22 protein-coding genes are annotated in these 23,922 nt (G+C 72.4%); 13 read left to right on the top strand and 9 right to left on the bottom strand.

Translation table 11 applies throughout. The features are described 5' to 3' along the window. Positions 1-56: 56 nt before the first annotated feature. The 3 genes from ACZ61E_RS08285 to ACZ61E_RS08275 all read right to left on the bottom strand — a co-directional run bounded on the left by ACZ61E_RS08285 (position 57) and on the right by ACZ61E_RS08275 (position 5,195). Positions 57-1,352, bottom strand: coding sequence for an MFS transporter (locus ACZ61E_RS08285; RefSeq protein WP_469698666.1), 1,296 nt, complete (start codon positions 1,350-1,352; stop codon positions 57-59). Further along, the gene (locus ACZ61E_RS08280) at positions 1,352-2,800 is read right to left on the bottom strand and encodes a CitMHS family transporter (RefSeq protein ID WP_469698664.1); all 1,449 of its coding nucleotides are present in this window, start codon (positions 2,798-2,800) and stop codon (positions 1,352-1,354) included. The genes ACZ61E_RS08285 and ACZ61E_RS08280 overlap by 1 nt, the downstream gene beginning before the upstream one ends. A 121-nt stretch (positions 2,801-2,921) precedes the next feature. Beyond that, the gene (locus ACZ61E_RS08275) at positions 2,922-5,195 is read right to left on the bottom strand and encodes a molybdopterin oxidoreductase family protein (RefSeq protein ID WP_469698662.1); all 2,274 of its coding nucleotides are present in this window, start codon (positions 5,193-5,195) and stop codon (positions 2,922-2,924) included. Between the two features lie 296 nt (positions 5,196-5,491). Between ACZ61E_RS08275 and hmgA the strand changes: the two genes are divergently transcribed. The 3 genes from hmgA (at position 5,492) to ACZ61E_RS08260 (ending at position 9,011) form a co-directional block, all read left to right on the top strand. After that, positions 5,492-6,853 carry a homogentisate 1,2-dioxygenase gene (hmgA, locus tag ACZ61E_RS08270; protein WP_469698661.1) on the top strand — a complete coding sequence of 454 codons (1,362 nt, stop codon included), beginning with the start codon at positions 5,492-5,494 and terminating at the stop codon, positions 6,851-6,853. Between the two features lie 45 nt (positions 6,854-6,898). Continuing rightward, positions 6,899-7,648: a GntR family transcriptional regulator gene (locus ACZ61E_RS08265; protein ID WP_469698660.1), complete on the top strand. Its 750-nt coding sequence runs from the start codon at positions 6,899-6,901 to the stop codon at positions 7,646-7,648. A gap of 169 nt (positions 7,649-7,817) precedes the next feature. Then, complete coding sequence (locus ACZ61E_RS08260) at positions 7,818-9,011, top strand: type ISP restriction/modification enzyme (RefSeq protein WP_469698658.1); 1,194 nt, start codon at positions 7,818-7,820, stop codon at positions 9,009-9,011. A gap of 41 nt (positions 9,012-9,052) precedes the next feature. On the opposite strand, the gene ACZ61E_RS08255 is transcribed toward ACZ61E_RS08260, so the two are convergent. After that, on the bottom strand, positions 9,053-9,766 hold the full coding sequence (locus ACZ61E_RS08255; RefSeq protein WP_469698656.1) for a TetR/AcrR family transcriptional regulator: 714 nt from the start codon (positions 9,764-9,766) through the stop codon (positions 9,053-9,055). Between the two features lie 74 nt (positions 9,767-9,840). Here ACZ61E_RS08255 and ACZ61E_RS08250 point away from each other — a divergent pair, with 74 nt between their 5' ends. After that, entirely contained in the window at positions 9,841-10,824 is a 984-nt protein-coding gene (locus ACZ61E_RS08250; protein WP_469698655.1) for an ATP-binding cassette domain-containing protein, read from the top strand. Next, on the top strand, positions 10,821-11,603 hold the full coding sequence (locus ACZ61E_RS08245; protein ID WP_469698653.1) for an ABC transporter permease: 783 nt from the start codon (positions 10,821-10,823) through the stop codon (positions 11,601-11,603). Before ACZ61E_RS08250 ends, ACZ61E_RS08245 begins: the two co-directional genes overlap by 4 nt. A 236-nt stretch (positions 11,604-11,839) precedes the next feature. Here the strand turns inward: ACZ61E_RS08245 and ACZ61E_RS08240 are convergent, their stop codons facing one another. Next, the gene (locus ACZ61E_RS08240; RefSeq protein ID WP_469698652.1) at positions 11,840-12,103 is read right to left on the bottom strand and encodes a hypothetical protein; all 264 of its coding nucleotides are present in this window, start codon (positions 12,101-12,103) and stop codon (positions 11,840-11,842) included. Between the two features lie 268 nt (positions 12,104-12,371). After that, entirely contained in the window at positions 12,372-13,175 is an 804-nt protein-coding gene (locus ACZ61E_RS08235) for an SGNH/GDSL hydrolase family protein (RefSeq protein ID WP_469698650.1), read from the bottom strand. A gap of 565 nt (positions 13,176-13,740) precedes the next feature. Between ACZ61E_RS08235 and ACZ61E_RS08230 the strand changes: the two genes are divergently transcribed. The 6 genes from ACZ61E_RS08230 to ACZ61E_RS08205 all read left to right on the top strand — a co-directional run bounded on the left by ACZ61E_RS08230 (position 13,741) and on the right by ACZ61E_RS08205 (position 18,920). Continuing rightward, entirely contained in the window at positions 13,741-14,652 is a 912-nt protein-coding gene (locus ACZ61E_RS08230) for a glycosyltransferase family 2 protein (RefSeq protein WP_469698649.1), read from the top strand. A gap of 53 nt (positions 14,653-14,705) precedes the next feature. Further along, entirely contained in the window at positions 14,706-15,761 is a 1,056-nt protein-coding gene (locus ACZ61E_RS08225; protein ID WP_469698929.1) for a glycosyltransferase family 2 protein, read from the top strand. Next, positions 15,758-16,651, top strand: a complete 894-nt coding sequence (locus tag ACZ61E_RS08220; RefSeq protein ID WP_469698647.1) for a polysaccharide deacetylase family protein — start codon at positions 15,758-15,760, stop codon at positions 16,649-16,651. The genes ACZ61E_RS08225 and ACZ61E_RS08220 overlap by 4 nt, the downstream gene beginning before the upstream one ends. Before the next feature lie 100 nt (positions 16,652-16,751). Beyond that, positions 16,752-17,207: a MarR family winged helix-turn-helix transcriptional regulator gene (locus tag ACZ61E_RS08215; RefSeq protein ID WP_469698645.1), complete on the top strand. Its 456-nt coding sequence runs from the start codon at positions 16,752-16,754 to the stop codon at positions 17,205-17,207. Next, the gene (locus tag ACZ61E_RS08210; protein WP_469698643.1) at positions 17,204-18,100 is read left to right on the top strand and encodes an ATP-binding cassette domain-containing protein; all 897 of its coding nucleotides are present in this window, start codon (positions 17,204-17,206) and stop codon (positions 18,098-18,100) included. Before ACZ61E_RS08215 ends, ACZ61E_RS08210 begins: the two co-directional genes overlap by 4 nt. Beyond that, a complete protein-coding gene (locus ACZ61E_RS08205) occupies positions 18,060-18,920 on the top strand; it encodes an ABC transporter permease (RefSeq protein WP_469698642.1) in 861 nt (286 codons plus the stop codon). Before ACZ61E_RS08210 ends, ACZ61E_RS08205 begins: the two co-directional genes overlap by 41 nt. Positions 18,921-19,013: 93 nt before the next feature. On the opposite strand, the gene ACZ61E_RS08200 is transcribed toward ACZ61E_RS08205, so the two are convergent. Then, positions 19,014-19,388, bottom strand: a complete 375-nt coding sequence (locus ACZ61E_RS08200) for a GntR family transcriptional regulator (protein WP_469698640.1) — start codon at positions 19,386-19,388, stop codon at positions 19,014-19,016. Between the two features lie 97 nt (positions 19,389-19,485). Between ACZ61E_RS08200 and ACZ61E_RS08195 the strand changes: the two genes are divergently transcribed. Further along, a complete protein-coding gene (locus ACZ61E_RS08195) occupies positions 19,486-20,406 on the top strand; it encodes a GNAT family N-acetyltransferase (RefSeq protein ID WP_469698639.1) in 921 nt (306 codons plus the stop codon). Next, a complete protein-coding gene (locus ACZ61E_RS08190) occupies positions 20,387-20,935 on the top strand; it encodes a ribonuclease FAU-1 family protein (protein WP_469698638.1) in 549 nt (182 codons plus the stop codon). Before ACZ61E_RS08195 ends, ACZ61E_RS08190 begins: the two co-directional genes overlap by 20 nt. On the opposite strand, the gene ACZ61E_RS08185 is transcribed toward ACZ61E_RS08190, so the two are convergent. Both ACZ61E_RS08185 and ACZ61E_RS08180 read right to left on the bottom strand, forming a co-directional pair. Further along, a complete protein-coding gene (locus tag ACZ61E_RS08185) occupies positions 20,901-22,037 on the bottom strand; it encodes a methyltransferase domain-containing protein (protein ID WP_469698637.1) in 1,137 nt (378 codons plus the stop codon). The two genes, ACZ61E_RS08190 and ACZ61E_RS08185, sit on opposite strands and share 35 nt — an antisense overlap. 119 nt (positions 22,038-22,156) lie before the next feature. Continuing rightward, positions 22,157-23,662, bottom strand: a complete 1,506-nt coding sequence (locus ACZ61E_RS08180; RefSeq protein WP_469698635.1) for a tripartite tricarboxylate transporter permease — start codon at positions 23,660-23,662, stop codon at positions 22,157-22,159. Positions 23,663-23,922 lie beyond the last annotated feature (260 nt).

The following is a 23,922-nucleotide window of genomic DNA, read 5'->3' as shown; positions in this document are numbered from 1 at the left end:
GGACAGGTGTCGTAGGGCGCCTCGTCCGGGGCCCGGCTCCGGGCTCGGGTCAGGGCTCAGCCGCGAGGCCGGCACTCGTCGGCGGGGACGGGTGGCTCCCGCGGTTCCCTCTCCTCCGGCCGGGCTGGAGCCGGGGCCGCGCCGCGCGGAGCGCTCCGTACGCCGAGACCGGCCGCGCCGAGCAACAGCACACCGAGCATCAGGAACGGCGCGCCCGTGCCCGCGACTCCGGCGACGAGCCCGGCGGACGCGGGTGCGGCGACCTGTCCGAGGCGGTTGCCTGTGAGCCTGAGCGCGAGGGCGGTCGAGCGGGCCTCGGCGGGCGCCGCCCGGACGACGGTCGTCATCGACAGCGGCTGGCCGACGCCCAGACAGAAACCGAGCGCCACCAGCATCAGCGCCAGCCCCCACACGGGCACGGGCAGGGCGATCCCCGCGCACAGCAGGCCGCCGATCAGACAGGACGCGGTGAGCAGGACCGTACGCCCCACCCGCTGGATCATCGGTGTCATCACCAGGCGGCAGGCGATCGCGGCGGCGGCGCGCAGACTCAGCAGCACCCCGATCGTGGCCGGGGAGATGCCCCGGTCCTCGCCGATGACCGGGAGGTACGCGGTGAGGATGTCCGTGGCGGAGAGCACGGCCAGGCTGACGAGGATGCCGCTGGGGACACCGCGGCTGCGCAGGATGCGCCGTACCGGCACCTTGCCGGACCCGGCCCGCCGGACCTCGCGGCGCCGCCGGGCCTTCCCCCGCTCCGGCTTCGCCGTGCGCGGGCCGGCCGGCGGCTCGAGCCGCCGCAGCCAGAGGAGGGAGACGGCGGCGACCCCGGCCGAGACGACCAGGGCCAGCGCGCTCGTACGCCCCATCGCGCCGTCCCGGCCGGAGACCAGCAGCCCGGCGGCGACCGGCCCGACGAGCTGGCCGAGCGAGGCGCCGATGGTGAAGTGACCGAAGTTGCGGTCCTGGTCGGCCGGTGCGCTGCGGCGGGCGACGATGGACTGCGCGCCGATGACGAAGCAGAGATGGCCGAGGCCCATCACTCCGCTCCAGGCGGCGAGCGCGGCCAGTGAGCCCGCCGTACCGCTGAGAGCGCAGCCCATGCCGATGAGCGCGGCGCCGACGGCCAGGAGGGGGACGCAGCGCCCCCGGTCGGTCCTGCGCCCCAGGGGTACGGCGGCGAAGAGCGGCAGCAGCGCGTACACACCGGCGATGACGCCGACCGCGCGCTCGTCGGCGCCGAGTGCGAGGGCCCGGTAGGAGACGGCGGGCCGCGCCATCGACACCGCCGCCTGGGAGAAGGCGAAGGCGATGACGAGGCGCAGCAGCCAGCGCCGGTCCCCCGCCGGCATCAGATGGTGCCGAAGAGGATCGCGGCGGCGAGCACGACGAGGGAGGTGAGCACGGCCCATTTGACGGTGAACCTGGTGTGGTCGCCGAATTCGACCTTGGCCATGCCGACGAGGACGTAGACGGCGGGGACGAGCGGGCTCGACATGTGCAGGGGCTGGCCGACGATCGAGGCGCGGGCCACCTCCAGCGGGGAGACCCCGTGCGCGGCGCCGGCCTCGGCGAGGACGGGCAGGACGCCGAAGTAGAAGCCGTCGTTCGACATGAAGTACGTGAGGGGCAGGCTCAGGAGGCCCGTGACGAGTCCCATCTGCGGGCCCATGCCCTCGGGGACGGCGCCCACCAGCCAGTCAGCCATGTGTTCGACCATACCGGTGCCGGTCAGGACGCCCGTGAAGACGGCCGCCGCGAAGACCATGCCGGAGACGTTCAGCACGTTGTCGGCGTGGGCGGCGATCCGGGCCCGCTGGTCCTTCATGGAGGGGAAGTTGACGGTGAGGGCGAGTGCGGCACCGAGCAGGAAGAGGACCGGGATCGGCATGAGCTGCATGATCATCGCGGTGAGCAGGACGAGGGTGAGTCCCGCGTTGAACCAGTAGAGGCGGGGGCGCAGGGTGGGCCGGTCGGGGTCGAGGCCCTTGAAGTCGTCGTCGTCCGCGGGCTCCTGGGGACCGGCGTCCTCGTCGGGGGAGGGGCCGGCACCGGCCGTGCCCGCCGCGCCGCCGCCCGTCCCGGTCCGCCCGGCTCCCCCGCCGGCCGTACCGCCGCCGGCCTGCACCAGCACCGTCTCGGCGACCGGCTCGGTCACCGGCTCCAGCACCTCGTCCAGCGTGAGCGTGCCGAGCCGCTTGCGCTCGCGGAGTCCGAGGACATAGGCGAGGACGAAGACGGCGAGCAGTCCGACGGCGAGCGCGGGGATCATGGGGACGAAGATGTCGGTGGCGTCCACCTTCAGGGCGGTGGCCGCCCGCGCGGTGGGTCCGCCCCAGGGGAGGGTGTTCATCACGCCGTTCGCGGTGGCGGCGACACCCGTCAGCACGACCAGGCTCATCTTCAGCCGCTTGTAGAGCGGATACATCGCAGAGACGGTGATCATGAAGGTGGTCGAGCCGTCGCCGTCGAGCGAGACGATCGCGGCGAGCAGGGCCGTACCGACCACGATGCGCATCGGGTCGGCCCGGCAGAAGCGCAGGATGCCGCGGACGATCGGGTCGAAGAGGCCGACGTCGATCATCACGCCGAAGTAGACGATGGCGAACATCAGCATCGCCGCGGTCGGCGCCAGATCGCCGACTCCCTCGATGACGTAGTCGCCCAGCTTCGCGCCCTGGCCGACCAGGACGCAGAAGAGGGCGGGGATCAGTACGAGTGCCGCGATCGGCGACATCTTCTTCGTCATGATCAGCACCAGGAAGGTGGCGATCATGACGAATCCGAGGATTGTCAGCATTGGAGGTACCTCACGTTCACCCTTGAACTCCCACCCGGGTCGGCGGTGCGGATGACGTTAGGTGCCGTTTCCTCGCGTTAACAAGGTGTTGACGTGCGAGCAATACGCGCAAAACCCCAGGTCACGCCGGGGTCTCGGGTGGTGCGGGGTGGGCGGGGGCCAGCTCGACCGGAAAGCCGTTGAGGACCGCCGTCCCCGACAGCGGATCGCGCCGGCTGCCGTCGAGCAGCTGGTTGACGTTGACGCCCGGCCGCGCGCGGGCCACCGCCATACGGGTGCCCGGACGGTCGTGCCCCCAGCCGTGCGGCACGCTCACGACCCCCGCCCGGACGGTGTCGGTGATCTCCACCGGGATGGTGATCCCGCCCGCCCCGGTGGTGACACGCGCCGCCGCGCCGTCGGCGAGACCGAGCCGTTCGGCGTCCTCGGGGTGGACCTGGACCGTGCAGCGGTTCGAACCGCCGTTGAGCGTCGGCACGTTGTGCATCCAGCTGTTGTTGGAGCGCAGATGACGGCGGCCGACGAGGACGAGCGACTCGGGCCGCTCGGCGAGCGCGTCGCGCAGCCGGGGCAGATCGGCGGCGATCGGCGCGGGGAAGAGTTCGACGCGCCCGCTGCGGGTCCTGAGCAGCCCGGGGACACGCGGTTCGAGCGGCCCGAGGTCGACACCGTGCGGCCGGTCGAGCAGCCGGGCGAGGGTGAGCCCGGCCGGGTCGGCGCCGAATCCGTCCCCGTACGGGCCCAGGCGCAGCATCAGGTCGAGCCGTCGCTGCGGGCCGCCGGTGTGGGGGATCTCCGCGGCGAGTTCCTTCGCGTCGCGTCCGTTCACGGGCGACAGCGGGTCGGCGACCGCCTTCGTGAGCGTGCGGTCGATGACCTGGTCGTCCACGGCCGACGGGTCGGCACCGTGCGCCCCGCCCGCGGCCAGCACCAGGCGCGCCAGGATCTCGCACTCGTCCATCAGCCCGGCGGCCAGCGGGACGGCGGGCGGGCTGTACCGGGCCTGGTTGCGCACGGCGAAGCCGTTGAAGGCGAAGTCGAAGTGGGCGCTCTGGGAGGGTGGCGGCGGAGGCAGGACGACATCGGCGTGGCGCGAGGTCTCGTTGAGGTACGGGTCGACGCTGACCATGAAGTCCAGGCCGTCCAGCGCCCGGTCGAGACGGTCGCCGTCGGGCGCGGAGAGCACGGGGTTGGCCGCGAGGGCGATCAGGGCCCGGATCCGTCCCTCTCCGGGTGTCTCGATCTCCTCGGCGAGTACGGCGATGGGCAGTTCGCCCTTGGCCTCCGGGTGGCCGCCGACCCTGCTCGCCCAGCGGCCGAGCGCGAACCCCTTGCCGGGGCCCGCCGGGCGGGGCGCGCGGTCGGTGGCGGAGAGCGGGAAGAGGGCGCCGCCGGGCCGGTCGAGATTGCCGGTCAGGACGTTGAGGACGTCGACGAGCCAATTGGTGAGCGTGCCGTACTCGACGGTGCAGCTGCCGATGCGCCCGTAGACGGCCGCGGTGGGCGCGGCGGCGAGTTCACGGGCGAGGGTTCGGATGTCCCCGGCGTCCAGGTCGCAGGCGGCCGCGGCGGCCTCGGGTGTGAAGTCCCCCACCGCGCACCGTAGTTCGTCCAGCCCTTCGAGGTGGCCGGCGAGCGCGCCGGGGTCGGCGAGCCCTTCGTCGAACAGGACGTGGACGAGGGCGGCGAGCAGGAGCGCGTCGGTGCCCGGCCGGATGGGGAGGTGCCGGTCGGCGATCCGCGCGGTGCGGGTACGGCGCGGATCGACCACCGTGAGGGTGCCGCCGCGCCCGCGCAGGGCCTTGAGCCTGCCGGGGAAGTCGGGCGCGGTGCAGAGGCTGCCGTTGGAGTCCAGCGGGTTGGCGCCCAGGAGGAGCAGATGGTCGGTGCGGTCCAGGTCGGGGACGGGGATCGCGTGCGCGTCGCCGTAGAGCAGGCCGCTCGACACGTGCTTCGGCATCTGGTCGAGGGTGGAGGCGGTGAAGAGGTTACGGGTGCGCAGCACGCCCAGCAGGACGGGCGGGTAGAGGGCACCGGCCATGGTGTGGACGTTGGGGTTGCCGAGCACGACGCCGACGGAGTGCGGTCCGTACTCCTCGGTGAGCGCGGGCAGCCGGGCGGCGATGAGGTCGAAGGCCGTCTCCCAGCTCGCCTCGCGCAGTTCGCCGTCGACACGGACCAGCGGTGTGCGCAGCCGGTCGGGGTCGGCGTCCAGCTCTCCGAAGGAGGCGCCCTTGGGGCAGATGAAGCCCTTGCTGAACACGTCGTCGCGGTCACCGCGCGCTCCGGTGACCCTGGTCCCCTCGATGGTGAGGGTCAGTCCGCAGGTGGCCTCGCAGAGGGGGCAGACACGCAGCGCGGTGCGGGCGGGACGCGTGGAGCCGGTGGGCGGCATGGGTCCTCCAGGGGCGGGCGAGGGCGCAGACGCGCGGGCCCTCCCGAGCATACCGACCGGTACGGATGAGGGAAGGGGCCCGCCGGCCGGGCTTCCGGTGCGCAGACCTCCGCGGGCGTCGGCGCCGGCTCCGCGCCCATGGCGGGCCCACCCTTCGCGAGCCGTCCGGCGGTCGCGGGCCGCGCGGGGACCTCTTTCCGCCAACGGGACCACTCCCGTTGACGTGCCGCGCCCGGAATCCTACGGTTGAGCATAGGATTCGAGAACCGGGCAGGACAGCGAGACGGGGAGCGACGATGAGCGGCACCGAGCGGGCGCGGAAGACGGCCGACGCGCTGGAGTACGTCACCGGTTTCGGCAACGAGCACAGCTCGGAGGCCGTACGGGGCGCGCTGCCCGTGGGACGCAACTCACCGCAGAGAGCGCCGCTCGGCCTGTACGCGGAGCAGTTGAGCGGCAGCGCCTTCACCGAGCCCCGTACGCAGAACCGCCGCTCCTGGCTCTACCGCATCCGCCCGTCGGCGGCGCACCCGCCGTTCACCCGGAGCGGCAACGGCGCCCTGCGCGGCGCGCCGTTCACCGAGTCCGTGCCCGACCCCAACCGGCTGCGGTGGAACCCGCTGCCGGAGCCCGCGCCCGGGACGGACTTCCTGGCCGGGCTCTGGACGCTCGGCGGCAACGGCGACGCCGCGCGGCGCACGGGTATGGCGGTGCATCTGTACCACGCCGACTCCCCCATGACCGACCGGGTGTTCAGCGACTCCGACGGCGAGCTGCTGATCGTCCCGGAGCGCGGCGGACTGCTGATCTTCACGGAGTTCGGCCTGCTCGCCGCCCGGCCCGGTCATGTCGCGCTGATCCCGCGCGGGGTGCGCTTCCGCGTCGAGCTGCTGGACGGGACGGCGCGCGGCTACGTCTGCGAGAACTACGGCCGCCCCTTCGTCCTGCCCGACCTCGGCCCGATCGGCGCCAACGGACTGGCGAACGCACGGGACTTCCTGGCCCCGGTCGCCGCGTACGAGGACATCGAGCGCCCGACCGAGGTGGTCAACAAGTTCTGCGGGAATCTGTGGACCGCGACGTACGACCACTCCCCGCTCGACGTGGTGGCCTGGCACGGCAATCACCTGCCGTACGTCTACGACCTGCGCCGCTTCAATGTCATCGGCACCATCAGCTACGACCATCCCGACCCGTCGATCTTCACGGTGCTCACCTCGCCGTCCGACACCCCCGGACTGGCGGGGGTGGACTTCGTGGTCTTCGCGCCGCGCTGGCTGGTCGGTGAGAACACCTTCCGGCCGCCGTACTTCCACCGCAATGTGATGAGCGAGTACATGGGCCTGATCGAGGGGGCGTACGACGCCAAGGCGGAGGGCTTCGTCCCCGGCGGCGGTTCGCTGCACAACATGATGTCGGCGCACGGGCCCGACCGGGAGACGTTCGAGCGGGCGAGCGCCGCCGAGCTGAGGCCGCAGCGGATCGACGACGGGCTGGCGTTCATGTTCGAGACGCGCTGGCCGGTGACCGCCACCGCCCAGGCCGCGGCGGCCGGGCATCTCCAGACGGGGTACGACGACGTGTGGCAGGGTCTGGAGCGCCACTTCACGCCCACGCCGGGGCCCGCGTCGGCGCCGACGTCGGAACCGGCCGGGTGAGACGACCCTGATCCGGTCCGACCCGCCAGATTTCCGGAGTCCGCCGTGACCGCATTCGCACCCGATTCGCTGGTCCTCAACCGCAAGCTGCCGCTCTGGTACCAGGTGTCGCAGTCGTTGCGGGCGTCCATACTCGGCCGGCGCCCGCACGACCCGCTGCGTCTTCCCACGGAGGAGCAGCTCGCCGGGCATTACGGCGTCAGTGTGCTGACGATGCGTCAGGCCCTCAAGGAGCTGGAGCAGGAGGGCCTGATCAGCAGGCACCGGCGGCGTGGCACCTTCATCGAGCCGGGCGCGCGGCGCGGGGCGCCCCGCCGGCTGCTCGGCTCCATCGACGCGGTCGTGGCTCAGCAGTCGGGCGAGCGGACGACGGTGACCGGCCACGGCCGGGCGCCGGTGCCCGGCGAACTGGCCGAGTACTTCCCGGGTGTCGACGAGGTGGCCCTCTACCGGCGGCTGCGCCGCGACGGCGAGAGCGGCGAGCCGACCAACTGGGCCGAGAACGCGGTGCGTACGGAGATCGCGGACCGTCTCGATCCCGCGGATCTGGAGCGCTGGCCGATGACCAAGGTGCTGCGTGACGTGCTGGGGGTGCGGATCAGCCGGATCACGGACACGGTCGAGGCCACGCTCGCCGATCCGGCCACGGCCGATCTGCTCCAGGTGCCGCTGCTCAGCCCGATCCTGCACTACACGGGTGTCACGTACGACACGGACGGCCGGATCGTGGACGTGGCCAGGATCCGCTACCGGGGGGACCGCTTCTCGTTCTCGGTGACGATGGAGACGGACTGACACCGCGGCCGACCGACGGACCGGCGACGGACGGACCACCGGCCACCGACCGCCCGGCCGACGGCGGACCTCACGGCCCCGGCGGTCACCGGCGGGGAGGCGGCCCGGTTCGCCCGGTCGGTACGCTCCTCATGACGGCACGCGACGGACCGGGGAGGGGTGTGCCCGTATGACGGCCCCGCTGCTGAGCGACCTCATGCCGTGGTCGGTGGCGCCGCTGCGGCTCGGCCGCGGCTGGATCCTCGCCCCCGACGCGGCCTCGCTCACCGCGCGCTGGGACACGCTGATACGGGCCACGGGCGCCGAGCGTACGGCGCTGTTCCGCGCGACCCGCTCCCGTACGCCGGACAGCGCGGTGACCGCGCTGCCGGGGCAGCTCACCGGCACGGGCAGGTTCGCGCGGGAGTCAGGACGGTGTCCGGCCCCGCTGCGGGTGGGACACGGGCCCTTCGACGAGCGCTATCTGATCCCCGACCACCGGCTGATCGACGCGGCCAGACCGGAGCTGTGGCGGGTGGCCGACGAGCGTCAGCTCTTCGCCGTGGAACAGGGGTTCGTCCCCGGCGCCGCCGGCCCCGCGCTGCTCGTGAGCGCCCTGCTGCCGGACGGCCGCTCACCCGCCGGGCGTCCCGGCCGGATCCGTCCGCTGTACCGGCGGCCGGGCGGCGCCGAACCCAATCTGACGCCGGGCCTCACGGAGTCCCTGACCGCGCGCCTCGGACAGGAGGTCACGCCGGGCCGGTTGCTCGACTGGGCGCTCGCGGCGGCCCGGCCGTCGCCGCGCGGCTGTGTGGTGCCGCTGACCGCCGATCCGGACCTCTGGGCGGCCGGGGTGGCGCTCGGCGCCCGGCTGGCCGAGGTCCAGCTGCGCGGCGCGCACGGCGGGGAGCGTCCCCGGCTGCCGGGCGGCCGGCGCCCGTACGTGCGGGCCGCCGTCCCGGCCGGACCCATGACGATCGGTTACGACCCCGAGGACGAGACGCTCCACATCGGTGACGGCCGGATCTCCCCCGTACCGGCCGAGGCGTGGGACTTCCAGGTCGGCGGCGTCCGGATGATCGAGCTGTGGTTCGAGCGGCGCGCGGCGCGGCCGGAGCCGGGCACCCTGGAGGCGATCGGCCCGCGAGCCTGGCCGCAGGAGTGGACCTCGGAGCTGCTGGAGCTGATCACCGTGCTCGCGCTGCTCGCCGGACTGCGGCCCCGGCAGCGGGAGTTGGGCGCCGCGCTGGACAGCGGGCCGGTGATCGGCACGGACGAGCTGCGGGGAGCCGGGGTGCTGCCGGTGCCCGGCGCGGCCCGGCGCCCGGCGTCGGTGCTCGACCACCACGAGGAGGGCCCGGAGGGGCAGTTCGCCCTGATCTGAGCCGTGCCGGCGGATCGTCGGGAGCGGCGGCCGATGATCCGTCAGCCGGTGTCGAACGAGTCCAGCACCCTGCCGAGCGCCCGGTCGAAGACGCCCTCCATGTCGATCGGCCCCGAGTCCTCCATGAACGCCGCCGCCAGCCGGGGGTAACGCCCGCTGACGATCTGCTCCTCCAGATAGGCCGTCCGGATCTCGTGCTCCCGCTCGACCGACCAGGGCAGTGAGCGGGTGCGCTCGGCGACCTGGATCTCGTTGGCGACATAGGTGGTGACGACGCCGTTCACCATGGCCACCAGCTCCATCTTCCGGCCGTACGGCAGATCGAGCGGGTCCAGGCACCAGAGGCTGAATTCGAGGAACTTCATCGAGTTCGGACTGAAGCCGTAGGCCGACGACATGAGGCGCGACATCCACGGGTGGCGCCGCATGATCGCCCGCGCGCTCCGGGCCAGACCGGTGAGATCGGCCCGCCAGTCCCCGGAGGGCCGCTCGGGCAGGTCGTGCTCCGCCGCGACCAGGTCGACCATCAGCTCGTACAGGTCCTCCTTGCGCGGCACGTAGTTGTAGAGCGACATCGTGCCGCAGCCCAGCTCTCCGGCGACGCGGCGCATGGAGGCGGCGTCCAGGCCGTCCGCGTCCGCGATCCGCACGGCGACGGCCGCGATCTCGGCGCGGGTGTACGCGGGCCTGGGGCCACGGGCGGCGCGCTCGGGACGCGACCAGATCACTTCGGGTTCAGCAGGTCGCCCCGCCATCGGTCATCACCTCGTGCGTCATTCTCCCCCAGGGTTGGTTACGTACAGCGTACGTAGTGAGGTACGGTGAGCCCATGAATACTACGTACGCCGTACTTAGTGAAGGTCTGGAGAAGCGCTTCGGCGATGTCCACGCCCTGCGCGGACTGGATCTCGCCGTCGCCCCCGGAACGGTCTGCGGGGTGCTCGGGCCGAACGGCGCGGGCAAGACCACAGCCGTCCGCGTCCTCACCACGCTCACCGGCCCCGACGGCGGATCCGCCTCCGTCGCCGGGCACGACATCGTGAAGGAGGCGGCGGAGGTCCGCGCGGCGATCGGTGTCGCCGGCCAGCACGCCTCCGTCGACAGCGAGTTGACCGGCCGGGAGAACCTCCGGCTCTTCGCCAGGCTGCTGCGCCTGCGGGGGGCGGCGGGCCGGGCCCGCGCCGACGAACTGCTGGAGCGCTTCGAACTCGGCGAGGCGGCGGACCGGGCCGCCCGCACCTACTCGGGCGGTATGCGCCGCCGCCTCGACCTGGCGTCCAGCCTGCTCACCCGGCCGCGCGTGCTCTTTCTCGACGAGCCGACGACCGGACTCGACCCGCGCAGCCGCAACCAGATCTGGACCGCCGTGCGCGAGCTGGCCGACGAGGGCACGACCGTCCTGCTGACCACCCAGTATCTGGAGGAGGCGGACCGGCTGGCCGACGACATCGTGCTGATCGACCACGGCCGGGCGGCGCACACCGGCACGCCCGCCGCGCTCAAGTCCCGTATCGGGGCGTACGCGGAGGTGGTCGTCGCCGAGGACGCCGCGGAGGCGGTCCTGCTCGCCGCCGCGGGCGTGCTCGACCAGCTGACCGGCGCCGAGCCGGTGATCGACCGGGCACGCCGGGCGCTGGGCGTCGTGGCGAGCGACGGCACGCTCACCCTTCCCCGGATCGTCCGCGAACTGGACGCGGCGGGGGTGCCGGTGGTCGACGCGAGCCTGCGCCCGCCGACCCTGGACGAGGTGTTCCTGCGGCTGACCGGCGACGCGGTCGCGCCCCGTACGGCCGACGGGAGGAGCGCCGCGTGAGCACCGTCGCCTACGACAGCACGGCCGTACTCGGCCGCCATCTCCAGCGGATCAGGCACTCCCCCGGCGTGGTGATCCTCACCCAGACCATGCCGATCACGATGCTGCTGTTCTTCGGTTACGTCTTCGGCAGCGCGCTCGCGACACCGGGCGAGGAGTACCGGGCCTTCCTGACGCCGGGGCTGCTCGCGGCGACGGCGGCCGGCGGCATCATGACCGGGATGTTCCAGTCGGCGCAGGACGCGCAGCGCGGTGTGACGGACCGCTTCCGCACCATGCCGATGAGCCGGGTCGCCGTACCGCTGGGCCAGACCGCGGCCGACGTCCTCACCACGGCGATCGGCATCGTGCCGCTGGTGCTCGTGGGGGTAGCCGTGGGCTGGCGGATCGAGGGCGGCGCGCCGGGCGCGCTCGGCGCCTTCGGTCTGCTGCTGCTCTTCCGCTTCGCGACCACCTGGGTCGGCGCGTATCTCGGTCTGCTCATCCGCAACGAGGAGATCGCGGGCCAGCTGGGCAGCGTCACCTTCGTCCTGCCGCTGCTGTCGAACGCGTACATCCCCACGGAGGGTCTGCCGGGGTGGCTGCGGGTCGTCTCCGAGTGGAATCCGATCAGCGCGGTCGCCGCCGCCGTACGCCAGTCGTGCGGCAACGCGTCGCCGGCGGCGGACGCCGCCTGGCCGCTGGCGAACCCGGTGGCGGGCACGCTGCTGTGGAGTCTGGTGCTCCTGGTGGTGTTCGTACCGCTGACGGTGCGCCGGTACACAAGGAGCGGCACATAGCCGCCCCGCACCGGTCCGTCCGTCCGTCCCGTCAACGCCCCTTCCGCCGCCGCCGGTTCACCTTGCCGGGTGGTGAGACGGGCGGCACAGCCGAGGGGCGGCCCCGGCGCTCGGCGAGCACACCGACGCACCGCCGCCGGCCCTGGGAGTGACGGGCGGGCGGGGAGCGGCGCTGCGTCGGGACGGTGTGGTCGTCCGTGCGCTGTCCGGGGGTCGGCGACCGCCGACCGGACGGGTCAGCGGCGGCTGCCGAAGAGGGACCGTCGCAGCCGCCTGAGCGGTGCGAACAGGGAGACGCGCGCGCTCTTGCTCCTGCGGGTCCGCACGTCGTCGCGCGAGGTCAGCTCCCGCATCAGGCTCGTCGCCTCGGCCGCCTCGCGCTGCGGGACGGCGGGGCCGCCGAGCACCGAGAGATGACGGTCGAGCCGTGAACTGGTCGCGCTGCTCCCACATGTGATGGCAGGTACTCGCGCCCTGCTGTGCATTGTTATCTGATCCATGTCACTCCCCACCCGTACGAGGGCACCCGGCTCGGGCAGGTTAACCCTATCTCCCCCATGGGACACACGTGTATCCCGCCTCACGGATTGACAGCACCCGTTCGGGGACGGCACCACGCCTGCCGAATCCATTGTATTCCAGGGCGAGTTGGACAGCCGACCGCCGGACTGTTCGATGAGACCGAACACCGATTCCGGTCCGCCCGCCCCAGGAGGGCGGGCGGACCGGTACCGGCCCCGCGGTCAGTTCGTACGATCCGCGATTGGGTCAGACGGCCGAAGAGAAGGCCGGCAGATAACCACCCGACTGGCCCTGTGCGGTGGGGTGGTAGGACTCACCGAGGTTCGGCACGCTCACGCTGTGCAACCAGGACGCCGACGAGCAGATCTCGTGTCCGGTGAAGGGGCCGGTGACGTCCGCGTAGCTGTAGCCGTGGTCGGCGGCGCGCTTGGCGAGCAGGGAGTTGAGGTGGTCGGCGGCGCCGTTGATGGCCCGCCGCTCGTTCTCGGTCAGGCCGACCACGCACGATCCGTTGAGCTGGTAGAAGCGCGGGTAGCCGAGGACGACGACCTTGGCGGCCGGGGCCTTGGCGCCGATCGCGTTGTACACCGAGTCCAGTTGACCGGGCAGCGTCGTGTCGACGTAGCTGCGCGCCTGGTTCACCCGCGAGACACAGCTGGCCTCGGACTGGAGGACACAGGTGAGCATGACGTCGGCGAAGCCGGCGTCGTTGCCGCCGACGGTGATGCTGACGAGGTCGGTCCCGGAGTTGACGGGGCCGAGCTGACTGCCGGTCACATCACCCGTACGAGCGCCGGAGCACGCGGTGAAGGCGAAGGACGAGGGTGAGTTGGCGTTGGCCCACAGCTGCGGGTAGGCCACACTGCTGCGCTTGCAGGAGCCGCTGTCGCCGTAGGAGCCGGCGCCGAGACCGGACGAGTAGGAGTCACCGAGGGCGACGTAGTCGAGCGCGGCGGACTCGCCGGCCTGGGCCGTGCTCGCGCCGGTGAGCGTGAGGACGGCACCGAGCAGGAGGGACGACGAGAGAGCGGCGAATCTGGACAGCTTCATGTGGGGGGTCCTCCAGGTAGGCGGGATCTCTGCCTCAACGTTCGTACCAGGCAACGGACTTCGCAGGAAGTGTCCATGCCAAGTAGATCCGGTGAAGCTTGCAGATGGACGCGCGTATACCGCTCGAAGTGGCAGGAACAGGCGCGCACCCGATAACGGATTGAGTAAATCCGAACACGGAGGTTCCGGAAACCACCGGCCGAAGTACGGCCAAATAGCAAATAGGCGCGGTGACGTCGCAGCCCTTGCCATACAGTCGTAAGTATCAATACCTTCTGACATTCACCCGCAACGGTCCGTCGGGCAGCGCGACTTCAGGGGAGGGCTCGGACGTCGCGACGGCTCCCGGCGCGGGGCGCGGTAGGGGGTGCCGCGCGACGCACGACCTGTCTTCACTCACCTGGCAGGCCGGAGATCAAGGCTGTCACGTACAGGGTGGGAACCCCCTTTTCGAACCGGCACATCATTCCGGACCGCCCGGGGGCGGGCGGTCCACCGGTGGAGAGGGAACAGATCCGTGAGCTCATTCCCGCGCCCGGCGGTCCCGGGCGAAGACCCGTTGGCCATGCCGTTTTCCGGCGACACGCACGGCGGCGAGCCGCTCGGCGGCGAACTGGACGGACTCGACGAGCTGCTCGACCAGGAATTACTCGACCACGAACTGCTCGGCGACGACCCACTCGGCCGCCCGGCCGGCCACTACCGGCCGGTCTCCTCGCATCTCGCGATCGCGCCGCCGGTGAGCGTGGTGATCCCCGCGATGAACGAGGCGGAGAACCTGCCGTACGTCTTCAAGACCCTGCCCGGCTGGATCCACGAAGTCGTCCTGGTGGACGGGAACTCCACCGACGACACGGTCCGGGTCGCACGCGGACTCCGGCCGGACGTCAAGGTTGTCAAGCAGCTCGGCAGGGGCAAGGGCGACGCCCTGATCAGCGGATTCGCCGCCTGCACGGGTGACATCATCGTGATGGTGGACGCCGACGGGTCGGCCGACGGCCACGAGATCGTCAGCTATGTGTCGGCCCTCGTATCGGGCGCCGACTTCGCCAAGGGGTCACGATTCGCCAACGGCGGCGGCACGGACGACATGACCCTGATCCGCAAGCTCGGCAACCATGTGCTCTGCTCGGTCGTGAACGCCAAGTTCGGCGCCCGCTACACCGACCTCTGCTACGGCTACAACGCCTTCTGGCGGCACTGTCTGGACCGGATCACGCTCGACTGCACCGGGTTCGAGGTCGAGACCCTGATGAACATACGGGTCGTCAAGGCCGGCCTGAAGGTGCAGGAGATACCGAGCCACGAGTACGACCGGATCCACGGCGTGAGCAATCTCCGTGCCGTCCGGGACGGGCTGCGGGTCCTGCGGGTCATCCTCAGCGAGAAGGGCGTCCCCAGAGCGGCCAGGCGCCGGCCGCGCGCCGTGAGACGGGCGCTCCCGCTCACCGTCGTCGGGCAGGGAGAGCGCTCGTGATCGACCGTCATCTCCACCGCTCGTTCTCCGTGGTCATCTGCGTGTACACGCAGATGCGCTGGGACGACATCCTCGCCGCCGTCGACTCCGTACGGAGGCAGTCGATGCCGCCCACGGAGATCCTGCTCGTGGTCGACCACGAGGAGGCGCTGCGCATGCGCCTACTGGCCCGGTACGGCTCCGAGTCACCGGCGGACGGCGGGGAGGTGCGGGTGCTCGCCAACGCGGGCCCCCGCGGTCTGTCCGCAGGCCGCAACACCGGAATCGCCGCAGCACGGGGCGAGTTCGTGGCCTTCCTGGACGACGACGCCGTCGCGGAACGCGACTGGCTGCGGTACCTCGCGGCGGGATACGCCGACCCCCGGGTGATGGCGGTCGGCGGCCGGACGCTGCCCGCCTGGTCATCGGGGGGCCGGCCGGTCTGGTTCCCCGAGGAGTTCGACTGGATCGTCGGCTGTACCTACCGGGGTCTGCCGCCGGGCAGGGTGCGGGTCCGCAACGTGCTCGGCGGCAACGCCTCGTTCCGCCGTACCGCGTTCGACGCGGCCGGGGGGTTCGCCACCGGCATCGGGCGGGACGGCGACAAGCGGCCGCTGGGCTGCGAGGAGACCGAGCTGTGCATCAGGCTCGGCAGGGCGCTCCCGGACGCCGTGCTGCTGATCGACGACCGCGCGGTGATCCACCACAAGGTCCCCCCGGCGCGTGCCCGGTTCGGGTACTTCCGCGAACGGGCCTACGCCGAGGGCCTCTCGAAGGCCCTGGTGGCCCGAAGTGTCGGCGCGGGCAAGGGACTTGAGTCCGAACGGCGCTATGCCACCCGGGTCCTGCCGGCGGGGGTGGCGCGCGGGCTGCGCAACGCGGTGCGCGGGCCCGGCCGCGGACGCGGCGGCGCGGGGCGGGCCGGGGCGATCGTGGCCGGGGTGCTGACGACGGCGACCGGGTATCTCGTGGGCACCGCCCGCGCGCGCCGGGGCCCCGTCACGTTCTCGTCCGGACCGGTCGCACCGGCCCCGGCTGTGCCTGTCGCGGCGCCGGGTGACGCGGCGGCCGGTGCGGCGGCACCCGTCGCGGCGCCGGCCCGGGAGAGTCCGCGCGGAGCCACCGTATGAGCACCGGCACGGGCGGGGGTTCGCCGCCGGGAGCCGGACCGGACGCGGAGCGGCCGGTGCCGATCCTGATGTACCACGCGCTCGCGCACCGGCCGGCCCCGTCGGTGCGCGCCCTGTCCGTGTCGCCCGGGGCGTTCGCGGAGCAGATGGCGCTCCTCGGCGAACGGGGGTTCACCCCGCTGACGACGGCGGCGCTGGCCGCCGTCTGGCGGGGGCGCGGGCGGCTGCCGGAGCGGCCGGTGCTGATCACGTTCGACGACGGGTACGAAGGCGTGCACCGGTACGCCCTGCCCGAGCTGGCCCACCACGGCTTCGCGGCCACCCTGTTCGTCTCCACGGGGTGGCTGCGCGGCCCGTACGACGCGGGCGGCGCCCTCGACACGATGCTCGACTGGGACCAGGTGCGCGAACTGGCCTACGCGGGGGTGGAGATCGGCGGTCACAGCCACACCCATCCGCAGCTGGACCAGCTCGACGACCGGCGGCTGGGCCACGAGGCGGCGCGCTGCCGGGAGATCGTCGCGACCGAACTGGGCGCGGCGCCGGTCTCGTTCGCGTACCCGTACGGCTACTCCACCCGCCGGGTGCGGCGGGCGGTGCGGACCGCCGGGTTCGAGCAGTCGCTCGCCGTGGGGAACGCGCTCGCCCGCCGGGGTCAGGGCCCGTACGCGCTGGAACGGGTCACCGTCCGGCGGTCCACGGGGATCGGGGAGTTCGCGCGGCTGGCCGACGGCCGGTCCGTCGGCCGTCTCCTCGCCGGTGACCGCGCGCTGACGAAGGCGTACGCGGTGGTCCGCGGGGTCCGGCGGGCGGGACGGGCCCTCGGGGCGCTCGGCCCGGCATCGGTCCCCGGCCGGCCGAGGGGCGCGGACGCGGGGCTGTACCCGTAGATCCCGGACGCGGATCCGCGCACCCGGACGCCGGTCCGGGACACCGGCCCCGCCTGTCCGATTCTTGGCGATATCTCCTTGTCAGAGCTAAAATGACCGCATGACTCCGGTCGAGCTTTCCGACTCGCTCGCCGATGTGCTGGCAGGGATTCAGCGCATGATCCGGCGGCGGCTGAGGGCCGGTCTGACGGCCCCGCGGCTGCGGGGCGCGCAGATCGATCTGCTGCGGCTGGTCGGGAGCAGTCCCGGCATCCGGGTGTCCGACGCGGCGAAGGAGCTGTACCTCGCCGGGAACTCGGTCTCCACCTTGGTCAATCAGCTCAGCCGGGCCGGTTATCTGCGCCGCGAGACCGATCCCGCCGACCGCCGGTCCGTCCTGCTGCTGCCGACCGAGGCGGCGACCTCGCGACTGGCCGACTGGCAGGCGCGGCGCGCCGCGCTGGTGCGCGAGCAGGTGGACCGGCTGACCGGCGAGGAGCGGGCCGCCCTGGCGGCGGCGCTGCCGGCGCTGCGCAGGCTCGCCCGGAATCTGCGCGAGGAAGTGGAGGGCGTATGACCGACGAGGACCGCACCGCCGCCGGGGCGGCGGCCGGATCCGCCGGCACCACCGGCGAGGCCGTGACCTGCCGCGGGCTGGACTACTCGTTCGGCGACACCAAGGCCGTCGACGGCCTCGGTCTGTCCGTCCGCACGGGTGAGATCTTCGGGCTGCTCGGACCCAACGGCGCGGGCAAGACCACCGCGATCCGCTGTGTCACCACGCTTCTGCCGGTTCCGGCGGAGCGGGTGAAGGTGTTCGGGCACGACGCCGCGAAGGAGAAGATGGCGGTGCGGCGCCTGCTCGGCTACGTGCCGCAGCAGCTGTCCGCCGACGCCGCGATGACCGGCCGCGAGAACGTGACCCTCTTCGCGCGCGTCTTCGACGTGCCCCGCCGCGAACGCGCCGCACGGGTCGGGCAGGCGCTGGAGGCGGTCGGTCTCGGCGGCGCGGCCGACCGGATGGCCGCGACCTACTCCGGCGGCATGATCCGCCGGCTGGAACTCGCGCAGGCCCTGGTCAGCGCGCCCCGGCTGCTGATGCTCGACGAGCCGACGATCGGTCTCGACCCGATCGCCCGCAGCGGTGTCTGGGAGCACATCAACTCCGTGCGGCGGGCCACCGGCATGACCGTGCTGGTGACGACCCACTACATGGAGGAGGCCGAACAGTACTGCGACCGGGTCGGGTTGATGCACCGGGGCCGGATCCACGCGCTCGGCACCTCCGACGAGCTCCGCGCGGAGCTGCGCGAACGCCGCCGCGCGGCGGCCGGCCCGGCGGCGCGGAACGACTCCGTACCGACGCTGGAGGACGTCTTCCGCGAGGTGGCGGGCCAGGGCCTGGACGAGGAGGGAGGCGACTTCCGCGATGTCAGGAGCACACGGCGGACAGCGTCCCGCGTCGGCTGAGGCCGCCGGAGACGGCAGGTTCGATCTGCTGCTCGCACCGCCCCGGCCGCGAACGGGCTGGCGGGTGCTGCCCGCCCGGGTCCTGGCCATGTGCGTGGTCGAACTCCAGAAGCTGCGCCACGACCGCACCGAGCTGTACACCCGGGCCGTCCAGCCCGCCCTCTGGCTGCTGATCTTCGGCGAGACGTTCACCCGGATCAAGGCCATCCCGACCGGCGGCATCCCCTACATCGACTTCCTGGCGCCCGGCATCATCGCCCAGTCCGCGATGTTCATCGCGATCTTCTACGGCATCATGATCATCTGGGAGCGGGACGCCGGCGTCCTGAACAAGCTCCTGGTCACCCCGACCCCGAGATCCGCCCTGGTCAGCGGCAAGGCGTTCGCCTCCGGGGTGAAGGCGCTGATCCAGGCGGCCGTGGTGATCCTCATCGCCGCCGCACTCGGGGTGGGGCTGACGTGGAATCCGCTGAAACTGCTCGGGGTCGCGGTCGCGGTGATCCTCGGCTCGGCGTTCTTCTCGTGCCTGTCCATCACGATCGCGGGAATCGTGCTCACCCGCGACCGGCTGATGGGCATCGGCCAGGCCATCACCATGCCGCTCTTCTTCGCGTCCAACGCCCTCTATCCGGTGGCGATCATGCCCGGCTGGCTCCAGGTGGTCAGCAAGATCAATCCACTCAGCTACCAGGTGGACGCCCTGCGCGGACTCCTGCTCGGTACGCCGTCCCATCTGCTGCTCGACTACGGCGTGCTGACCTTCGCGGCGCTGGTGGGCATCACCGCGGCCTCGTCGCTGCTGGGCCGGCTGGCGAGATGATCCGGACGGGCACGCTCCCGGGCGACGCGACCGGCACGCGGCACCCGGCACGCGGCACCCGGCGCTCACCGCTCACCGGTCAGCGGTCAGCGGTCAGCGCGAGTAGGCCGCCCGTACCGCGTCCTCGGCCAGGGACAGCGCGTCCGCGCGGGACAGGCCGAGACGCCGCGCGTGCTCCGCGTACTCCTGGGCGGCGGTCGCCGCCCTGCGGTCCGCCGCGTCGCCCGCCGCCGCGACGAACGTGCCGTTGCGACCGCGCGTCTCGATCACCCCGTCCGCCTCCAGGGCGCGGTACGCCTTGGCGACGGTGTTCGCCGCGAGGCCGAGTTCGCCGGCGAAGCCGCGTACCGTCGGGAGCTTGTGCCCCACGGGCAGCGCGCCCGAGCGGGCCAGTTCGGAGATCTGGGCGCGCAACTGCTCGTACGGAGCGGTCGCGGCGTCGTCGTCGATCGAGATCCTCAAGGTCACAGCCCCGATTGTCCCCCATCCCCCGGCGTCCGCAGCCGCGTTCCGGAACGGAAAATGGGAGGCGTCGCGGCGCTGCTCCCCCGTAGCGTGCCGGTTCATGAGTGTGATCGTTCGTGATTTCCGCCCGGCCGACGCCCCGGCCGTCGTCCGTGTCAGACGCGCCTCCGTGCCGTACGCCGTGACGACCGAGGAGGCCCTGCTCTTCGCCGTGCGGAGCGCCAACCCGGCGTCGAAGTACCGCATGCTGGTGGCCGAGGACGGTGGTGAGGTGATCGGCACCTCGCACGTCGCGCTCGCCTACGACAGTACGGAGCCCGGTCGGGCGCGGGTCAACCCGCATGTGCACCCCGACCACAGGGGCAGGGGCGCGGGTTCCGCGATCCTGCGGGCCGCCGAGGAGCATCTGGCCGCCGAGGGCGCCACCACCCTCCTCACCTGGGTGAACGACGAGCCCGCGGCCCTCGCCTTCGCCGCCCGCCGGGGCTACTCGCCGCTGCGTACCGCGCACTTCCAGCGGCTGGATCTGACGGCTGCCGCGCTGCCCGAGCCGCCGGGGCTCCCCGCGGGCTGCGCGCCGGCCACGGCGGCGGACCTCGGTGACGACCCGCGGCCGCTGTTCGAGGCCGACGCCGAGGCGGCGTCGGACGAGCCGGGTGACATCAGCACCAGCCTGGACGACTACGAGGACTGGCTGAACAACACCTGGCGTCACCCCTGTCTGGATCGTCGGCTCAGCAGTCTCGTCGTCGCCGACGGCAGGATCGTGGCCTTCACCCTGGTCCACACGGACGGTGACACGACCTATCTGTCCGCCATGACGGGCTCGCTGCGCGACCACCGCGGCCGGGGTCTGGCCAAGGCCGTCAAGGCGGACTCCCTGCGCCGGGCCCGCGCCGCCGGTTACACGGACGCGTTCACCAACAACGACGCGGGGAACGAGCCGATGCTCGCGGTCAACTCCCGGTTCGGCTACCGGATCTGCGCCTCGGAGGTACGCCATGTCCGAGAGCTCGTCTGACGCCGCGCGGGACCCCGGGGTGCGGGTGGAGGTGCATCTGGTGAAGGCGGGCCGCACGAAGATCCGCTACCCCGCCACCCTGATCACCGACGACGGCGCACGCGTGGTGGTGCGCGCCCCGTGGGCGGCCGACGGCGTGCGGGACTTCGGCTTCGTGCGCTTCGAACCCGGCGACGTCTTCACTGAGCACTACTGGCGCGACCGGTGGTACGCGGTCAAGGAGGTCCGCGCGGGCGACGGCACGCTCAAGGGCTGGTACTGCGACGTGACGCGGCCGACGGTCGTACGCGGTCTCGGCCCCGGTGAACTGCGGTACGAGCTGCTGGTCGAGGACCTGGATCTCGATCTCTGGGTGTCGGCGGACGGCGGGACGGTCCTGCGTCTCGACGAGGACGAGTTCGAGGAGAGCGGCCTCGCCGAACGGGACCCGGTCGCGGCGGACGCGGCGCGCCACGCGCTGGACGAGCTGGAACTCCTCGTACGCGACGGCGCGTTCAGGAGGCTGTCGGACCGCCTTCCGTCGTCGTGACGCCCGTGTCCGTCTTCGGCAGCAGTGTCGCGCGCTGTGTGCCGTCCGGGTCGTGGGCGATCGAGTCGGCGTCCTCGTGCCAGTGGATGACGAAGCGCTCCCCCGCCCGGTACGCCTCCAGGCCCGCGCGGCAGTACGCGACGATGTCGTCCGGGAGTGCGGAGAGCGGGTGCCAGGAGAGGCCCGAGCACTTGTCGGGCTCCCTGTTGTACGGCTCCCAGGGCGTACGCCCCGACTCGTACCGCGCCTCGAAGAACCAGCCCGTGCGCGGCCGGCCGCCGGGGCCCCGGTGGTGCATGACCAGGGCCGTGCGCAGGTCGCCCGGGTCCAGCTCGGCGCCGATCTCCTCGGACGCCTCGCGGATCATCGCCGCGCGGACGTCCTCACCGTCCTCGACGTGGCCCGCCGGGCTGTTGAGCAGACCGTCCCCGTACCCGGTGCCGGAGCGGCGGGCGAGCAGCACCTCGTCGCCCCGGCGCAGGATCAGATGGACGTCGACCACTTCCGTGTGCCGGCGGCGCTGCGCGGTGTGGGCGAGCAGGGCGTAGCGCTCGTCGTCGACGGCGCGGCCCCAGAGGGCGGCGTCGGCCGAGAGGTGCTCGTGCTGGACACGCTCGACGAGTGGGGCGATGGACATGGTGACGCGGGTCGCCGGCAGTCCGGCCCCCGACCAGACGCCTTCGATCAGTATCAGCCGCCCGCCGGGGCGCAGCAGGGACAGCCAGTGGTTCAGCGCCCGGTCCGGGTCGGGGAGCAGCCACAGCACATGGCGGGCCATGATCACGTCGAACGTGCGCTCCCCGACGGGGGGTCTCGCCGCGTCGCCGACCAGCACCTCCGTGTCCGTGCCGGAGAGTTTGGCGCGGGCGAGTCCGACCATGCGCGGGGAGAGGTCGACGGCGGTGACGCGGTGGCCCGACTCGGTGGCGAGAAGGGCGAGGCTGCCGGTGCCGCAGCCGAGGTCGAGCACCCTGGACGGCTCGGGGGGCAGCCAGCCGGCGAGCTTGGCGGCCCACGCCTTGCGCACGGTCGGATCGAGCAGCCCGTGGTCGGGCTCCTCGTCGAAGGAGTCTGCGGCGTCGTCCCAGTCGATCGGGGTCATGCCTCGATGGTCCCATCCACGACCGACAGTTCGGACCGGCAGGCGCCGGGTCACCCGCCGCGCGGTCCGAACTGCCGGGCGGACGGGGCCTGTTCGGGATGCCCCCGCCGGTCCGAGGGTCAGGCCGAGACCCCTGTCTCCTTCCGGCGGCCGAGCACGTACTTCCGCACCAGCGGCCAGCAGACGATCAGCAGGACGACGGCGTAGACGGTCACCGAGAACGGCGTGTTGACGAGGCCGGTGGCACTTCCGTCGCTGATCTGGAGGGCCCTGCGCATCTGCTGTTCCGCGGCCGGGCCCAGGATGACGCCGATGACGGCCGGCAGCACCGGCAGCCCGTAGCGCCGCATGCCGAACCCGATCAGGCCGATGATCAGCAGGATCACCAGGTCCAGCGCCTCTCCGCCGACCGCGTAGGCGCCGACCGCCGCGAAGAAGAGGATGCCCGCGTAGAGATAGGGGCGCGGGATGCGCAGCAGCTTCACCCAGACCGGGGCGAGCGGCAGGTTCAGTGCCAGCAGCAGCACCATGCCGACGAACAGCGAGGCGATCAGGCCCCACACCAGCTCCGACTCGCGCTCGAACAGCAGCGGTCCCGGCTGGATGCCGTACTGCTGGAAGGCGGCCAGCATCACGGCGGCGACGGCGGTGGTCGGCAGCCCGAGCGTCAGCATCGACACGAGGGTGCCGGCGGCCGAGGCCGACGCGGCCGACTCGGGTCCGGCGACGCCCTCGATGGCGCCCTTGCCGAACTGCTGCTTGTTCTTGGAGAGCCGCTTCTCCGTGACGTACGAGAGGAAGGTCGGGATCTCCGCGCCACCGGCCGGGATCGCGCCGAACGGGAAGCCGATGACCGGTCCGCGCAGCCACGGCTTCCAGGTGCGCCGCACGTCGTCCTTGCCGAGCCAGGGGCGGCCGACCGGGACCGGTTCGCCCGAGGAGCGCCGCAGATGGGCGGCGACCCACAGGGCCTCGCCGATCGCGAAGAGACCGACCGCGACGATCACGACGTCGATGCCGTCGGCGAGTTCGAGCGTGCCGAAGGTCAGGCGCTGCTGACCGGTCATCTGGTCGAGTCCGACCAGACCGATGGTGAGGCCGATGAGCAGTGAGGCGAGGCCGCGGATCCGGGACGAGCCGAGGACCGAGGTGACGGCGATGAACGCCAGGACCATGATGGCGAAGTAGTCGGGGGCGCCGATGTCGACCGCGAGTGAGGCGACGGTCGGGGCGAGGACGACCAGCAGGATCGTGCCGATCATGCCGCCGACGAAGTGGCCGCCGGCCGCGGCGGCGAGCGCCTGCGCGCCGCGTCCCGCCTTGGCCATCGGATTGCCCTCGATGGCGGCGACCACCGCCGCGCTCTCACCGGGGGTGTTGAGCAGGATCGAGGTGGTGGAGCCGCCGAACATGGCTCCGTAGTAGATACCGGCGAACATGATGAACGCGCCGGTCGGCTCCAGACCGTAGGTGACGGGGAGCAGCAGGGCGACGGCCATGGCGGGGCCGATGCCGGGCAGGACGCCGATCGCGGTGCCGAGCAGTACGCCGACGGCGGCCCAGAGCAGGTTGATCGGCGTGAGCGCCGTACCGAAGCCGTCGATCAGGGAGTTGAGGGAGTCCATGGTCAGGGCCCTTCTTGTGGATCAGGCTGGATCAGGGAGCGGGGTCTGGTGTCGTGGATCGCGAGGCGGAGGAGAAAGGCGTGGCGGAGCCACGCCGACCGACGACAACGCGGCGAGGCGCGGCACCAGGGCACGCGAGCCCGGCCGGGTTCCACGAGAAGGGCCCTTAGGCCGTGTCTGACAAATCCCGCCTGGCCCGCGGCGCCTGGTACGGCACCTCGCCGCGTTGCCGGACTCGGCCGAGTACGCCCGGTACGAGT

The sequence above is a fragment of the Streptomyces sp. NPDC104581 genome (assembly GCF_055583685.1).
The sequence above is the reverse complement of the archived record's forward strand: the minus strand, read 5'-3'. Positions and strand labels throughout refer to the sequence as shown.